Raw genomic sequence first — 14,688 nt, forward strand, 5'->3', positions numbered from 1 at the left:
ACGTGCGGAGGGATACGGAACGACCATGACGACGGACACCGACACCGACACGGGCTCCGACGGTGAGTTCCTGGACCGGCATGTGCGCGCGGGCAGCGCGGCGAACGGGCCGTACGCCCTCGACATCGGGCCGCGCAGGGCCGGCTGGCAGCACAGCTCCCTGCGCGTGCTCGACCTGCCGCCCGGCGGTACCCACACGCTGGACAGCGGGGACAGCGAGTGGATCGTGCTTCCGCTCAACGGCGGTTGTACGGTGCACACGCAAGGCGAGATCTTTGAACTGCTGGGCAGAGAAAGCGTGTTCAGCTCCGTCACGGACTTCGCGTACGTTCCGCGTGACGCCCACGCCCAGATCGCCTCCGGTGCGGGAGGCCGCTTCGCCCTGGCAGGAGCGAAGTGCGAGCGACGACTCCCCGCTCGCTACGGCTCCGCACCGGAGGTTCCGGTCGAACTGCGGGGCAGCGGCAACTGCTCCCGGCAGGTCAACAACTTCGCCGCCGCCGACACCTTCGACTGCGACCGGCTGATCGCCGTCGAGGTCCTCACACCCGGCGGCAACTGGTCCTCGTACCCGCCGCACAAGCACGACGAGAACCACCCCGGCGTCGAGTCCGAGCTGGAGGAGATCTACTACTTCGAGATCGAGGGCGGCGGTCTCGGCTACCACCGTGTCTCGCCCTCCAGGCCCGGCGGTACCGATGTCCTCGCCGAGGTCCGCAGCGGCGACACCGTCCTCATCCCCGACGGCTGGCACGGCCCGTCCATCGCCGCCCCCGGACGTGCCATGTACTACCTCAACGTGATGGCCGGACCGGGCGAGACCAGACAGTGGCTGATCCGCGACCACCCCGACCACGGCTGGATCCGCGACACCTGGCCCGGACAGGCGGTCGATCCCCGACTGCCGGTCTACGGAGCCCCGCCGACGCGACCGCCGCAGGGACCGCCCCAGGGGCAGCCGAGCCAACCTCCTTATGAGGACAAGGACGAGGAGACCCACCGATGAGTACGCGCCGCCTCACCGTGGCCCAGGCACTGATCGCCTTCCTGTCCCGCCAGTACACCGAACGCGACGGCAACCGCCGCCGGCTGATCGAGGCCACCTGGGGCATCTTCGGCCACGGCAACGTGGCGGGCATCGGCCAGGCGCTCGTCCAGGCCGGCCCCGACATGCCGTACTTCCAGGGCCGCAGCGAACAGGCCATGGTCCACGCCGCCGTCGGTTACGCCCGCCAGAGCAACCGCCTGTCCACCCACGCCGTGACCACCTCCATCGGCCCCGGCGCCACCAACCTGGTCACCGGCGCGGCCCTCGCCACCATCAACCGGCTGCCCGTGCTGCTGCTCCCCGGCGACATCTTCGCGACGCACCCCGCCGACCCCGTTCTCCAGCAGCTCGAAGTGCCCCACGCGGGCGACGTCTCCGTCAACGACGCGCTCCGCCCGGTGTCGAAGTACTTCGACCGCGTCTCGCGGCCGGAAGCGCTCATCCCGGCCGCCCTCGCCGCCATGCGGGTCCTCACCGACCCCGCCGAGACGGGCGCGGTGACCCTCGCGCTGCCGCAGGACGTCCAGGCGGAGGCGTACGACTGGCCGGAGGAGTTCTTCGCCGAGCGTGTCTGGCGGGTGCGCAGACAGGGCCCCGATCCGTACGAACTCACCGACGCCGCCGAGGCCGTGCGCTCCGCCCGCCGTCCGCTCCTGGTCGCGGGCGGCGGTGTCCACCACAGCGCGGCCGAGGACGCGCTGGCCGCCTTCGCGACGGCGACCGGTATCCCCGTCGCCTCCACGCAGGCCGGCAAGGGCTCCCTGCGCCACGACCACCCGGCGGACGTGGGCGGGATCGGCCACACCGGCACCGCCGGTGCCGACGAACTGGCCCGCACCGCCGACCTGGTGATCGGCGTCGGCACCCGCTGGTCGGACTTCTCCACGGCGTCCGCGACGCTCTTCTCGAACCCGGCCGTCCGCTTCCTGAACATCAACGTCACCGGCTTCGACGCCCACAAGCTCGCCGCCGCCCCCCTGGTCGCCGACGCCCGCACCGCCCTGGAGCAACTCACCAAGGCACTCGCCGACCACCGCGTGGACGCCGGCTACGCCACGGAGTACGCGGAGGACAAGGAACGCTGGGAGCACCGCGTCGACGCCGCCTTCGACACCTCCGAGGACCTGGTACGGCCCACTCAGCCGCAGGTCCTCGGGCTCCTCGACGCGCTCGTCACGGACGAGGACATCCTCATCAACGCGGCCGGATCGCTCCCCGGCGACCTCCACAAGCTGTGGCGGTCCCGCTCCCGCGACCAGTACCACGTCGAGTACGGCTATTCGTGCATGGGTTACGAGATTCCGGCGGCCATCGGCGTGATGCTGGCCGACCCGGGGCGGCCTGTCTGGGCGCTGGTCGGCGACGGCACGTATCTGATGAACCCCACCGAGATCGTCACCGCCGTCCAGGAACGCCTCCCACTGAAGCTGGTGATCCTCCAGAACCACGGCTACGCGTCGATCGGCGGCCTCTCCGAGTCCGTCGGCGCGGAACGGTTCGGCACGGCGTACCGCTTCCGGGAGGCCGACACCCTCGGCTCGCCGACCTACACGGGCGATCCGCTCCCCGTCGACCTCGCCGCCAACGCGGCCTCGCTCGGGATGCGTGTCATCCGCGCCAAAACCATCCGTGACCTGCGTGAAGCCCTCGCCCTCGCGCGCGCGTCCGACGTTCCCACATGTGTCTACGCGGAGACCGAAACGGCAGACACTGTGTCGGGCGCGCCTCCCGCGCAGGCGTGGTGGGATGTTCCCGTGGCCGAGACGGCGACGCGCGCGTCCGCGGTCACGGCACGCGAGGAGTACGACCGGAAAGCCGCGGCCCGCCGCCGCCACCTCTGACAGGCGCACCGCCGTACCGCCGGACTCGATGGACCCGAAGGAGCATGGAATGAAGACCGTCAACCACTGGATCGGTGGCAAGACCGTCGAGGGCGCGTCGGGCAATTGGGGCCAGGTCACCGACCCGGCGACCGGCGCGGTCACCACGCGGGTCGCGCTCGCCTCGGCGGAGGAGGTGGACGCGGCCGTCACGGTGGCGAAGGCCGCGTACGGCACCTGGGGAACGTCCTCCCTCTCCACGCGCACCGGCATCCTGTTCAGCTACCGCGCGCTGCTCGACGCGCACCGTGACGAGATCGCCGCGCTGATCACCGCCGAGCACGGCAAGGTCCACACCGACGCCCTCGGCGAGGTCGCGCGCGGGCTGGAGATCGTCGAGCTGGCCTGCGGGATCACCACACAGCTGAAGGGCGAGCTCTCGACACAGGTCGCCAACCGGGTCGACGTCTCCTCGATCAGGCAGTCGCTGGGCGTCGTCGCAGGCATCACGCCGTTCAACTTCCCCGCGATGGTGCCGATGTGGATGTTCCCGCTGGCCATCGCCTGCGGCAACACCTTCGTACTGAAGCCCAGCGAGAAGGACCCGTCGGCGGCGAATCTGCTGGCCGAGCTCGCCGCCGAGGCGGGACTGCCGGACGGGGTGCTCAACGTCGTCCACGGCGACAAGGTGGCCGTCGACTCCCTCCTCGCGCACCCGGACGTCGCGGCGGTCTCCTTCGTCGGCTCGACGCCGATCGCCCGCTACATCCACGCGACCGCCTCCGCCAACGGCAAGCGCGTCCAGGCGCTCGGCGGCGCCAAGAACCACATGCTGGTCCTCCCGGACGCCGACCTGGACGCCGCCGCGGACGCGGCCGTCTCGGCGGCGTACGGCTCCGCGGGCGAGCGCTGCATGGCGATCTCGGCGGTCGTCGCGGTCGGCGCGATCGGCGACGAACTCGTACAGAAGATCCGCGAACGCGCGGAGAAGATCAAGATCGGCCCCGGCACCGACCCGGCCTCCGAGATGGGCCCGCTGATCACGGCCGCCCACCGCGACAAGGTCGCGTCGTACGTGACGGGCGCCGCCGCACAGGGCGCCGAAGTCGTCCTGGACGGCACCGGCCTGCGTGTCGAGGGGTACGAGGACGGCCACTGGATCGGTCTGTCGCTCCTCGACCACGTCTCGACCGACTCCGACGCCTACCGCGACGAGATCTTCGGTCCGGTGCTGTGCGTGCTGCGCACGGAGACGTATGAGGACGGCGTCGCCCTCATGAACGCCTCGCCCTTCGGCAACGGCACGGCGATCTTCACCCGCGACGGCGGCGCGGCCCGCCGCTTCCAACTGGAGATCGAGGCGGGCATGGTGGGCGTGAACGTGCCGATCCCGGTGCCGGTGGGCTACCACTCCTTCGGCGGCTGGAAGGACTCGCTCTTCGGCGACCACCACATCTACGGCAACGACGGCGTGCACTTCTACACGCGCGGCAAGGTGGTCACAACCCGCTGGCCGGACCCGGCGGACGCCCCGTCGGGCGTGGACCTGGGCTTCCCCCGCAATCACTGACCAAGGACGCCCACCCGAACCGCGGCGGCCCGCACGGTACCCCTATTCCGCGCGGGCCGTCGCCGCGTTCCACCGCCTCCTTAATAGGTGGCCGCCAAGGCGCCCGCCGCACCACGCTGTCCCGATGGCGACAGCGACAACACCGGAGACCCCGCGTCCCCCGGAGCCCCAGTACCGCATCCGCGCGCACCACACCGCGTCGACGATCACCGTCCACCAGGCGTACCCACCGTCGATCGGCCTCCCGGCCGCACGCGACGGACGCTTTCCCGGCACCTGGAAGCGCGACAGGATGACATGGATCAAACCGTCCTTCCTTTGGATGATGTATCGCTGCGGCTGGGGGCTGAAAGAGGGGCAGGAGACGGTTCTCGCCGTCGAGATCACCCGGGAGGGCTTCGAGTGGGCGTTGCGGCATGCCTGCCTGTCGCACTACGACCCGGGTGTGCACGCCGACCAGGCCTCGTGGCGGCGCGAGTTGAAGCGGAGTCCCGCTCGGGTGCAGTGGGATCCGGAGCTTGATGTGCGGCTCCAGGCGTTGCCCCACCGGTCGTTGCAGCTCGGGCTTTCCGGGGAGGCGGTGCGGCGGTACGCCGAGGAGTGGGTCGTGTCCGTCAGGGACGTGACGCCGTTGGCGCGGCGGGTTCATGGGCTTGTGCGGGAGGGTGAACTGGCCGCCGCGCACGGGCTGCTGCCCGTCGAGACGCCGTATCCGGCAGACACCGACGGCGAATTGCTCCGGCATCTGTGCCCGTGAGCCGCTTCGGTCACCGAGGAAGCCGCTGATCGCTCCGCGTACGGGCGCGCGAAACCGGCGCGCCGGGCGCGTCGAGTTCTCGCCATGCTATGTGCCCAACCCGGGAGGAGCGGCAGTATGGAAGGCATGACGGACATGGTGAATTCAGCCCAGGCCGAGGCGTGGAACGGCTATGAGGGCAGGCACTGGGCAGAGCACCAAGATCGGTACGACAATCTGAACGATGCCGCCAATGCTCCGCTGCTCGAAGCGGCCGGCATAAAGGAGGGCGATCGGCTCCTCGACGTCGGGTGCGGGAACGGGCGGGTGACCAGGCTCGCCGCGCGCCGGGGTGCTCGGGCCGTCGGGATCGATCTGTCGGCGCCCATGCTGGCGCGCGCCAGGGATTCCGCGCTCGCGGAGCAGGCCGAGGACGTCACGTTCGTCCAGGGCGACGCGCAGGTGTACGACTTCGAGGAGGCGTCCTTCGACATCGCCGTGAGCCGCTTCGGGGTGATGTTCTTCGCCGATCCCGCCGCCGCGTTCCGCAACATCGGAAGAGCGTTACGCCCTGGTGGGAGGCTTGCCTTCGTCTGCCCGCAGTCGTTCAGCCTGATGGACCAGGCGGTGATCTTCGCGGCCATCGGCACCCAGGTCACGCTGCCCGCCCTGGGCGAGGACAGCAGGCACCAGCCCGCGTCCTTCGCCGACCCCGCGCACACCGAGCGGGTCCTCAGCGAGGCGGGCTTCAAGGGAATCGGGCTGCGTGCCCTGGCACTGCCTCAGCACTGGGGCAAGGACGCCTCCGACGCCTCGGCCTTCCTGATGGGATGGGGGCCGCTGCGACACTGGCTGGCCCTGGCCGATGCCGACGAGCGAACGCGTACGCGCGCGCACGACGCGGCCACGGAAGCCTTCCACGCCTTCGAGACCCGGCAAGGCGTAAACCTGACCAGCCGCCTCTGGCTCGTCACCGCCGAGCGCCCCTGAGGGGGCAGGCCCGACAGGACTAGGAGGCCGGGAACTCCCAGATGAGCATCGAGAAGCCGCCCTCGTCACGGGCGCCGGCCGCACGGTAGGTCGCCAACGCCGGTTCGTTGTCGGTGTCCACGCCCACCCACATGTCGTAGCAGCCGCGCTCGCGTGCGATGTCCGCCAGGGCGTCGGTCAGGGCCCGCCCGATGCCTCGCCGCCGGTACGGCTCGTCCACCGAGAGCTCGTACAGGCACATCTCGACGCCCTTGTCCGGATGCAGCATCTCGATGCCGGAGACGAATCCGGCCGGCACACCTTCGACATAGGCCATCAGCAGCAGATGACCCGGAGCGGCGAGAAAGCGCTCCGCCCACTCTTCCCGGGCCGGACTGTCGTACAGATGCTGGGCGGCGACGAGTTCGGCCACCGTCGTCGCTCGGCGGATCTCCATGCCGGACATATGGCTCGTCTCCTCGGCGCGTCGCCGGGCGCGTCACCTACAGAACCTCGGGGGCCGCGTACCGCGCCAGGTGTACGGCGACGCTACCTCGTACTCCCCGAGGAGGTCCCTGAGTTCCGACCGGTGTAAGCGCGGGCGGCTCGCGGTGCCGTTTAGGGTTCAAGCATGGAGATCCCAACCCCCCGGCGGCCACGGCTGCGCAAACGATGGCTCGCGGGCGTGGCCGCGGCCGCCGTGCTCGTCGGCGCCGGCACCTGGACCGCCGTCGCCTCGGACAGCGCACCCACCGTGCACCGAGCCGACCAGACGATGGAGATGCCCGGCGCCCGGATCGACACCTCGTACTTCACCGCGGGTGACGGCGACAGCCGCAGGCCCGCCGTCCTGCTCGGCCACGGGTTCGGCGGCAGCAAGAACGACGTACGGAAGCAGGCCGAGAAGCTCGCGCGTGACGGATTCGCCGTACTGACCTGGTCCGCAAGGGGATTCGGGAAGTCCACCGGCAAGATCGGACTCAACGACCCGGCCCATGAGGTCAAAGACGTCTCCCGGATGATCGACTGGCTCGCCGAGCGCCCCGAGGTCCAGCTCGACTCCGACGGCGACCCGCGCGTCGGCATGAGCGGTGCCTCCTACGGAGGGGGCATCTCGCTTCTCGGGGCCGGGTACGACCGGCGCGTCGACGCGATCGCGCCCGTGATCACCTACTGGAACCTCGCCGACTCACTCTTCCCCGACGGCGTCTTCAAGAAGCTCTGGGCCGGGATCTTCTTCTCCACCGGCGGCGGCTGCGACACCTTCGAGAAGCAGCTCTGCGAGATGTACGAGCGGGTCGCCGTCGCGGGGAAGCCCGACGCGGCGGCCGATGAACTCCTCACGGAGCGCAGCCCGTCCGCGATCGGCGACCGCATCAAGGTGCCCTCGCTGATCATCCAGGGGCAGACCGACTCCCTCTTCCCGCTCGGCCAGTCCGATGTGATGGCGAAGACGATCAAGGCGAACGGAGCCCCTGTCTCCGTCGACTGGATGGCCGGCGGCCATGACAGCGGAACCGCCGAGACCGGCCGCATCGAGAGCCGTATCTCCTCCTGGTTCGACCGCTATCTCAAGAAGGACACCGGTACCGACACCGGGCCCGTCTTCCGCGTCAGCCGGACCGGCGGCGTCGACTCGACCGACGGCCAGGCGCTGTTGAGGGGCGCGACCAGCGACACCTATCCGGGTCTGCGGAGCGGGACGACGAACGTCCCGCTGTCCGGAGCCGCCCAGTCGTTCGAGAACCCCGCAGGCGCGAGTCCGCCCGCCATCTCCACCGTGCCGGGCATCGGCGGCGGGCTGTCCCGGCTGACCACGTTCGGCATGGGCATCGCCCTCGACTTCCCCGGACAGTTCGCCCGCTTCGACTCCGCGCCGCTCGACCGCTCGCTCCAGGTCACCGGCTCACCGACCGTCCGGGTGAGCGTCAAGGCCGACACCGACGACGCCGTGCTCTTCGCCAAGGTCTACGACGTCGGGAGCGACGGCCGCCAGCAGGTCTTGCCCTCACAACTCGTCTCCCCGCTCCGGATCGAAGGGGTCAAAGGGGGCAGCGGCAAGACCGTCGACGTGACGCTGCCGGCCATCGACCACAAGCTGGAGGCCGGGCACCGGCTGCGGGTCGTCTTCGCCGCGACCGACCTCGCCTACGCCTCACCCGCCGAACCCGCCACCTACACCGTCACGGTGGACGGCGACCTGTCCGTACCCTCGGCGCCCGCACTCGCCACCGCCGCGCCCACCTTCGCCTGGTGGGTCTGGGGCCTGCCCCTGGCGGGCGCGCTGATCGCCGCTCTCCTGCTGCTCACCGCGCGCCGCCGCGTCAGCGCACCGGCGCCCGATCCGGCACTGGCCGACGTACCGCTTCAGATCATGGACCTGTCGAAGCGCTACGCCAAGTCCGCGGACCGCTATGCCGTACGGGATCTCTCCTTCCGCGTCGAGAAGGGTCAGGTGCTCGGGCTCCTCGGCCCGAACGGCGCGGGCAAGACCACGACCCTGCGCATGCTGATGGGACTCATCACTCCCGACGGTGGAGACATCCGGGTCTTCGGGCACTCCATCAGGCCCGGCGCCCCGGTCCTGTCCCACGTCGGCTCCTTCGTCGAGGGCGCGGGCTTCCTGCCGCATCTGTCGGGGCGGGACAACCTGGAGCTGTACTGGCGGGCCACCGGCCGCCCCGCCGAGGACTCGCACATCGAAGAGGCCCTGGAGATCGCCGGACTCGGCGACGCCCTCGCCCGAGCCGTACGCACCTACTCGCAGGGCATGCGGCAGCGCCTCGCGATCGCGCAAGCCATGCTCGGCCTGCCGGACCTTCTCATCCTGGACGAGCCGACCAACGGCCTGGACCCGCCGCAGATCCGCGAGATGCGCGACGTGATGATCCGCTACGCGGCCAACGGCCGGACCGTCATCGTCTCCAGCCATCTCCTCTCCGAGGTCGAACAGACCTGTACGCACCTGGTGGTCATGGACCGCGGCAGGCTCGTCCAGGCGGGTCCCGTCGCCGAGATCACCGGCTCCGGTGACACCGTCCTGGTCACCACGGACGGACAGGTGCCCGACCCGGTCGTCGACAAGATCGCCGCCATGTCCGGGATCGCGTCGGCCATCCGTACGGACGAGGGGCTGCTCGTACAGCTCGACGGGGCCAGTACCAACGCCCTGGTCACCGAACTCATGCGGATGGACGTGGCGCTGACCGGCGTCGGACCGCACCGTCGCCTGGAGGATGCCTTCCTCACTCTCATCTCAGGAGCCTCCGCATGAGCACGCTGACCGAATCGGCTCCGGGCTACCGGGCGGGCCGCACCCTCCCGTTCGGTGTCGAACTCGTACGACAGCTCAAGCGCAGGCGCACGATGGCGATGGGCGGGGTGCTCGCCGCACTGCCTTTCGTGCTGATCGTGGCCTTCGCCATCGGCGGGACACCGGGAAGCGACGAGGACGGAGGCGGTGGGGGCAGCCGGCTGAACCTGATGGACACCGCGACCGCGTCGGGGGCCAACTTCGCCGCCGTCTGCCTCTTCGTCTCGGCGGGTTTCCTGCTGGTCGTGCCCGTCGCGCTGTTCTGCGGGGACACCGTGGCCTCCGAGGCGAGCTGGTCCTCGCTCCGCTATCTGCTCGCCGCTCCCGTGCCGCGCTCGCGGCTGCTGTGGAGCAAGCTGGCCGTGGCGCTGTCCATGAGTCTGGCGGCGATGGTGCTGCTGCCGGTCGTCGGGCTGTTGGCGGGCACCGCCGCGTACGGCTGGGGGCCGCTGGCACTGCCCACCGGAGGATCCCTGGCGACATCGGACGCCGTGCCTCGGCTGGTGATCGTGATCGGCTACATCTTCGTCTCCCAACTGGTCACGGCCGGGCTCGCCTTCTGGCTCTCCACGAAGACCGACGCCCCACTCGGCGCGGTCGGCGGCGCGGTCGGTCTGACGATCATCGGCAATGTCCTGGACCAGGTGACGGCGCTGGGGGACTGGCGGGACTTCCTGCCGGCGCACTGGCAGTTCGCCTGGGCGGACGCGCTCCAGCCCCAGCTGGAGTGGACAGGCATGCTGAAGGGCTCGGCGGTCTCGGTGACCTACGCCCTGGTGCTCTTCGCGCTCGCGTTCAGGCACTTCTCCCGCAAGGACATCGTGAGCTGAGCGCCCCCGCGGCGCCCTGGCGCCGTTCACACCCAGCCCCGACGAGCCGCTTCCGCCCCCGCGCGGAAGCGGCTCGTCGTGCCGAGGGCGGTGAGCAACTCGCCGACCCGACGGCTGTAGGTGCGGGGCGACATGCCGAGCCGCGCGGCCGCCGCCTCGTCGGTGAGCCCGCACAACATGGCATCGAGGACGGGCCGTAACTGATACGGGAGGACACCGGCCTCGGGACCCGCTCCGCCACCGGTCTCCGCGTCGACCGGCGCCAGGTTCGTCACCGGGTCGCCGAGCGCGCTCTCCGGTGGGTCCGCCGTCAGGCGGACATCCTCACCACTGTCCCACCAGTGCTGATGGATTCGGACCAGGGCCCCGACGACGACAGGGTCCCTAATCAACAGGACCCCGTTGAAGTGAAGGTCGAAGTCGAGGGGGAGCGCGGCCGTCGTACGGTCCACGAGGACCATCTTGAACGGGATCGAATCCGTCTGCCGTGCGCCGCACGCGAGAGCCCGGAGCGCGTACGGCAGCGCAGCGAGGCTTCGGCGCGGCACGATCCTGCGGACGGTGAGCGGGAGAGCGGGCAGGGCGGAGGTCCCGGCGTCGGACACCGCCGAGCGTCCGGACCCGTCGGACGGGTCCTGTCCGTCGGGTCCCTCGGACCCCGCTCCGGAGCCGACGTCGGTGTGCGCCTCGGGTCGCGCCTGCGGAGCCGCCCGTTCCGCGGCAGCGCGTACGCACGCGGTGGCGAACTCCAGGAACGGCAACGGCAGGCCCTTCCCCATCGAACTGCCCGGATCGTCGAACGCCAGCAATTCATGACGCGCGGAACGGACGAGCGCCGCCAGCGCGGCGGCCACCTGATGGGTGCCGCGGACCGGTCTGCCCGCCGGTCGGAGACTCTCCACCGCGTCCCCCCGCAGTGCGCTTCCCGGCAGCGCCGCCCTGTCGAGTACCGAACCTGGAACATGTGCCACGGCCGACCACCCCCGCCATCCCGTTGGAGCCGTACGCCACTTAATGTACTCATGAGACTGCACACCGTGACAAGGCCAGTTCAGAGAGTGGCGACTCCATGCCAACGCGGTCGACTCACGCATCAATGGCACCGGTCGGTACACGACTTCACGCGAAGACGGTGGATCCGGCCGGGCGGCGACGGGCAACTCCCCTGGCCCGTTGCCGCATTGAGATTCATCCGCAACCTCCGGTGGCGGTCCGGCGGACCCTCTCGATCGTCACATTCACAAGTGCCGACGATTCCAGGGGGGACCGTGACGAAGCTCCGAACGAGGACGAAGCTCCGCAAGAGGACATATCGAGGAACGGTGGTCGCGCTGTTGGCGGGGGGCCTGCTGCTCACCGGCTGCTCGGGCAGCAGTGACGGAAACTCGAAGGCGATCAACGGGCCGGCCCGTGACGCACCCGGTACGGGATCGGGCTCGGGTTCCGGGGCCGCGGGCCCGGCCGACGGCGCGGAGAAGGGCGGGGGGCAGCGCAACGGCGAACAGAGTCAGCGCGACGACCAACCGGACGGGCGGGTCGCGCCCGAGCCGGACTACCTGTCGACCTTCGCTTTGGACGTCGACACCGCCTCCTACGGATACGCGCTCCGCACCCTCGGCGAGGGACGGCTGCCGGATCCGGGCACCGTACGGCCCGAGGAGTTCGTCAACAGCTTCCGCCAGGACTACGAACGTCCCGAGGGCGACGGGTTCTCCGTCACGGTCGACGGCGCGGCCGCGCCGGGGGCGGGGGACGACTGGTCCCTGATGCGCGTCGGGCTGGCCACCCGCCAGGCCGACCACAAGGGCGAACGCCCGCCGGCCGCGCTCACGTTCGTCATCGACATCTCCGGCTCCATGGCCGAGCCCGGCCGTCTCGACCTCGTCAAGGAATCACTCGGCATCCTTACGGACGAGCTGGGCGGTGACGACTCGATCGCCCTGGTCACCTTCAGCGACAGGGCCGAGACCCGCCTGCCGATGACCCGCGTCGGCGACAGCCGCTCCCGGATCCACGACGTGATCGAGGATCTGGAGCCCGGCGAATCGACCAATGTGGGGGCGGGCATCGAGAGGGGCTACGACGAGGCCGTCGACGGGCGCAGGAGCGGCGCGACCAACCGGGTCGTCCTGCTGTCGGACGCGCTGGCCAACACCGGTGAGACACAGGCGGACGCGATCCTCGAACGCATCGAGGACGAGCGCACCGAGCACGGCATCACCCTCTTCGGCGTCGGGGTCGGCAGCGACTACGGCGACGCCCTCATGGAACAGCTGGCCGACAAGGGCGACGGACACACGACGTACGTCTCCGACAGGAAACAGGCCAGGAAGGTCTTCGTCGACCAGCTCCCCATGAACGTCGAACTGCGCGCCAGGGACGCCAAGGCGCAGGTGGCCTTCGACAGTGACGCGGTCGAGAGCTTCCGGCTCATCGGCTACGAGAACAGGGCCGTCGCGGACGAGGACTTCAGGGACGACCGGGTCGACGGCGGCGAGGTCGGTCCCGGGCACACGGTGACGGCGCTGTACGCCGTCAAGCTGCGGCCCGGCGCGAGCGGTGAGGTCGCGAAGGCGACCGTGCGCTGGCTTGATCCCGAGACGAGGGCGCCGCGCGAGCGCTCGGGCTCGATCGGCGCGAGCGCGGTCGACGCCCGGCTCTGGGGCGACGCCAAGCCGCGGCTTCAGGTCACCGCCGTCGCGGCGTACTTCGCCGAGTCCCTGCGGGGAGAGTCGGCGGACGACAACGCGATGTCCTCCGGAGGTCTGCCCGCCGCGCCCGATCTCGGTGAACTGGAGGAGCGGGCACGGACGTTGGCCGCCTCCACGGAGGACGGATCGGTGAAGGAGCTGGCGGAGGCGATCGACCAGGCGAACCGCGCCCGGGGCTGAACGGGGAGGAACTGCTCACGATCCGAGGACGGGTCCGGACCGCTCCACGAGCGGTACGGACCGGTTCGGGAGCGGCTCGGACCGGTCCGGGAGCGGCTCGGGGGAGGCCCTGCGGCGGCGCGACCCGCCTTGGGCGGGACAGCCGCAGAAACGTTGGTGCGCCGTCTCTCGACAGGCGACATGATGTGCGGCATGGCCTCAGTCCTGCTCGCACTCGCCGTCGTCTTCACCGGTCTGTACGCCGGCATGATGCTCATCTTCCTCACCGGGATCATGCCCGCGATGGCCCGGCTGACGGACGGGCAGTTCGTGACGGCCATGCGCCGGCTCAACGAAGAGGTCCCGCGCGGGCTGTTCCTGCTCGTGTTCCTCGCCGAGGTGGCCTTCCCCGTCGCCGCGCTCGCCGTCCCCGTCGACGACCGCTCGGACACCCATCTGTGGCTGCTGGTGGCCGGCCTGATCTGCGTGGTCCTCAACCACCTCGTCACCGTCGCGGGCAACATACCGCTCAACAACGCCCTCGCGTCCTCGGAGGCGTCCCCCGAGACTCACCCCGACACCGCCGTCCGTGCGGCCTTCGAGAGCCGCTGGAACCGCTTCCACGCCGTCCGTACGGTCTTCGCCGTCGCGGGGTTCGCACTGATCGTCAGCGCCTCGCTGTCGTGACGGTGAACAGCCCCACCGACTCCCGGCGGCTGGCGACCTCCGCGAACCCGGCCTGAGCGGCCCACTGTTCGGCCAGTTCCACAGGGCGGCACTCCATCTCCCACAGAACACCCTCACGGTTCGGCAGCACGTTCGCGATGAACTCCAGCTGGGGATGGTGGGTCTGGGTCGTGAAGACCAGCGCTCCGCCCGGTGCGAGCATCCCGCGCAGGCGCGCCACGGACGCGGCGATGACGGCGTCGTCCAGCAGCAGTTCGTAGAGGCCCGACACAACGATGATGTCGGGCGCGTGGGAGCCGGGCAGCGGGTCGAGGGCGTCTCCGTACGCGAACGAGATCCCCGTCAGCCCCCGCTCGGCCGCCTGGCGCTCGCCCTGCGCGAGACCCGCGCGGTCCAGGTCGCGGCACTCGACGTGAAGGGTGCCGGGCGCGTACTCGGCGAGCAGGTCCTGGAGGTAGCGGCCCGGACCCGAGGCCACGTCCAGTACGCGCACACCGGCGTCCGCGCCGCCGCGCCGCGCGATCTCCTTACGGAGGACGTCTTTCAGCAGCTCGCGGCGGGCCCGGACGGCACGCCATCCGACCGCGTTCAGGTACACGCGGTCGATGAGGTGTCCCACCACGGGAAAGCCGCCGGCCTTGTTGACGTACACGTAGTCCAGCATCGATCCGCTGTCGAAGCCGTGCCGGAATCCGATGCGGATCCCGGCGCTCGCCCGGCCGACCGTGCCGAGGAGGACGCGCATCGCCGCCCACCGCACCCGGCCGAGCGGACCGGTCCGCCTCCGGGGTGTCTGGTTCGGACGGTTCTGAGATCCCTGGGTCGTGCTCGTCTTCGTCATGCGC

12 protein-coding genes are annotated in these 14,688 nt (G+C 70.5%); 9 read left to right on the forward strand and 3 right to left on the reverse strand.

What is annotated here, in order from left to right; genetic code table 11:
* The first annotated feature begins 25 nt into the window (after window positions 1-25).
* The 5 genes from iolB (at window position 26) to IEY79_RS10260 (ending at window position 6,164) form a co-directional block, all read left to right on the forward strand.
* Window positions 26-1,006: a 5-deoxy-glucuronate isomerase gene (gene iolB, locus IEY79_RS10240; RefSeq protein WP_189107052.1), complete on the forward strand. Its 981-nt coding sequence runs from the start codon at window positions 26-28 to the stop codon at window positions 1,004-1,006.
* On the forward strand, window positions 1,003-2,889 hold the full coding sequence (gene iolD / locus IEY79_RS10245) for a 3D-(3,5/4)-trihydroxycyclohexane-1,2-dione acylhydrolase (decyclizing) (RefSeq protein WP_189107053.1): 1,887 nt from the start codon (window positions 1,003-1,005) through the stop codon (window positions 2,887-2,889). The genes iolB and iolD overlap by 4 nt, the downstream gene beginning before the upstream one ends.
* Before the next feature lie 49 nt (window positions 2,890-2,938).
* Window positions 2,939-4,438 (forward strand): CoA-acylating methylmalonate-semialdehyde dehydrogenase, encoded by a 1,500-nt coding sequence (locus IEY79_RS10250; protein WP_189107054.1) that lies wholly within the window; start codon window positions 2,939-2,941, stop codon window positions 4,436-4,438.
* A gap of 124 nt (window positions 4,439-4,562) precedes the next feature.
* Window positions 4,563-5,195: a DUF4291 domain-containing protein gene (locus tag IEY79_RS10255; RefSeq protein ID WP_189107055.1), complete on the forward strand. Its 633-nt coding sequence runs from the start codon at window positions 4,563-4,565 to the stop codon at window positions 5,193-5,195.
* Window positions 5,196-5,312: 117 nt separating this feature from the next.
* A complete protein-coding gene (locus IEY79_RS10260; protein ID WP_229700783.1) occupies window positions 5,313-6,164 on the forward strand; it encodes a class I SAM-dependent methyltransferase in 852 nt (283 codons plus the stop codon).
* Window positions 6,165-6,183: 19 nt separating this feature from the next.
* Here IEY79_RS10260 and IEY79_RS10265 read toward each other — a convergent pair whose 3' ends face one another.
* Window positions 6,184-6,600 carry a GNAT family N-acetyltransferase gene (locus IEY79_RS10265; RefSeq protein WP_189107168.1) on the reverse strand — a complete coding sequence of 139 codons (417 nt, stop codon included), beginning with the start codon at window positions 6,598-6,600 and terminating at the stop codon, window positions 6,184-6,186.
* A gap of 174 nt (window positions 6,601-6,774) precedes the next feature.
* On the opposite strand from IEY79_RS10265, the gene IEY79_RS10270 reads away from it, so the two are divergent.
* Together IEY79_RS10270 and IEY79_RS10275 are read left to right on the forward strand one after the other, a co-directional pair.
* Complete coding sequence (locus IEY79_RS10270) at window positions 6,775-9,417, forward strand: alpha/beta fold hydrolase (RefSeq protein ID WP_189107056.1); 2,643 nt, start codon at window positions 6,775-6,777, stop codon at window positions 9,415-9,417.
* Window positions 9,414-10,286: an ABC transporter permease gene (locus IEY79_RS10275; RefSeq protein ID WP_189107057.1), complete on the forward strand. Its 873-nt coding sequence runs from the start codon at window positions 9,414-9,416 to the stop codon at window positions 10,284-10,286. The genes IEY79_RS10270 and IEY79_RS10275 overlap by 4 nt, the downstream gene beginning before the upstream one ends.
* A 26-nt stretch (window positions 10,287-10,312) precedes the next feature.
* On the opposite strand, the gene IEY79_RS10280 is transcribed toward IEY79_RS10275, so the two are convergent.
* On the reverse strand, window positions 10,313-11,257 hold the full coding sequence (locus IEY79_RS10280; protein ID WP_189107058.1) for a helix-turn-helix transcriptional regulator: 945 nt from the start codon (window positions 11,255-11,257) through the stop codon (window positions 10,313-10,315).
* 297 nt (window positions 11,258-11,554) lie between these two features.
* Between IEY79_RS10280 and IEY79_RS10285 the strand changes: the two genes are divergently transcribed.
* Window positions 11,555-13,177, forward strand: a complete 1,623-nt coding sequence (locus IEY79_RS10285; RefSeq protein WP_229700784.1) for a vWA domain-containing protein — start codon at window positions 11,555-11,557, stop codon at window positions 13,175-13,177.
* A gap of 192 nt (window positions 13,178-13,369) precedes the next feature.
* On the forward strand, window positions 13,370-13,843 hold the full coding sequence (locus IEY79_RS10290) for an anthrone oxygenase family protein (protein WP_189107060.1): 474 nt from the start codon (window positions 13,370-13,372) through the stop codon (window positions 13,841-13,843).
* Here IEY79_RS10290 and IEY79_RS10295 read toward each other — a convergent pair.
* Entirely contained in the window at window positions 13,824-14,684 is an 861-nt protein-coding gene (locus IEY79_RS10295) for a class I SAM-dependent methyltransferase family protein (RefSeq protein WP_189107061.1), read from the reverse strand. The genes IEY79_RS10290 and IEY79_RS10295 overlap by 20 nt on opposite strands.
* Window positions 14,685-14,688 lie beyond the last annotated feature (4 nt).

It is taken from the genome of Streptomyces camponoticapitis, from assembly GCF_014646115.1.
In the GTDB taxonomy this organism is placed as follows: domain Bacteria; phylum Actinomycetota; class Actinomycetes; order Streptomycetales; family Streptomycetaceae; genus Streptomyces; species Streptomyces camponoticapitis.

Excerpts from the sequence above, each read along its gene's own strand:
- iolB (WP_189107052.1), top strand. The coding sequence starts at position 26 with ATGACGACGGACACCGACACCGACACGGGCTCCGACGGTGAGTTCCTG.
- iolD (WP_189107053.1), top strand. The coding sequence starts at position 1,003 with ATGAGTACGCGCCGCCTCACCGTGGCCCAGGCACTGATCGCCTTCCTG.
- IEY79_RS10250 (WP_189107054.1), top strand. The coding sequence starts at position 2,939 with ATGAAGACCGTCAACCACTGGATCGGTGGCAAGACCGTCGAGGGCGCG.
- IEY79_RS10255 (WP_189107055.1), top strand. The coding sequence starts at position 4,563 with ATGGCGACAGCGACAACACCGGAGACCCCGCGTCCCCCGGAGCCCCAG.
- IEY79_RS10260 (WP_229700783.1), top strand. The coding sequence starts at position 5,313 with ATGGAAGGCATGACGGACATGGTGAATTCAGCCCAGGCCGAGGCGTGG.
- IEY79_RS10265 (WP_189107168.1), bottom strand. The coding sequence starts at position 6,600 with ATGGAGATCCGCCGAGCGACGACGGTGGCCGAACTCGTCGCCGCCCAG.
- IEY79_RS10270 (WP_189107056.1), top strand. The coding sequence starts at position 6,775 with ATGGAGATCCCAACCCCCCGGCGGCCACGGCTGCGCAAACGATGGCTC.
- IEY79_RS10275 (WP_189107057.1), top strand. The coding sequence starts at position 9,414 with ATGAGCACGCTGACCGAATCGGCTCCGGGCTACCGGGCGGGCCGCACC.
- IEY79_RS10290 (WP_189107060.1), top strand. The coding sequence starts at position 13,370 with ATGGCCTCAGTCCTGCTCGCACTCGCCGTCGTCTTCACCGGTCTGTAC.
- IEY79_RS10295 (WP_189107061.1), bottom strand. The coding sequence starts at position 14,684 with ATGACGAAGACGAGCACGACCCAGGGATCTCAGAACCGTCCGAACCAG.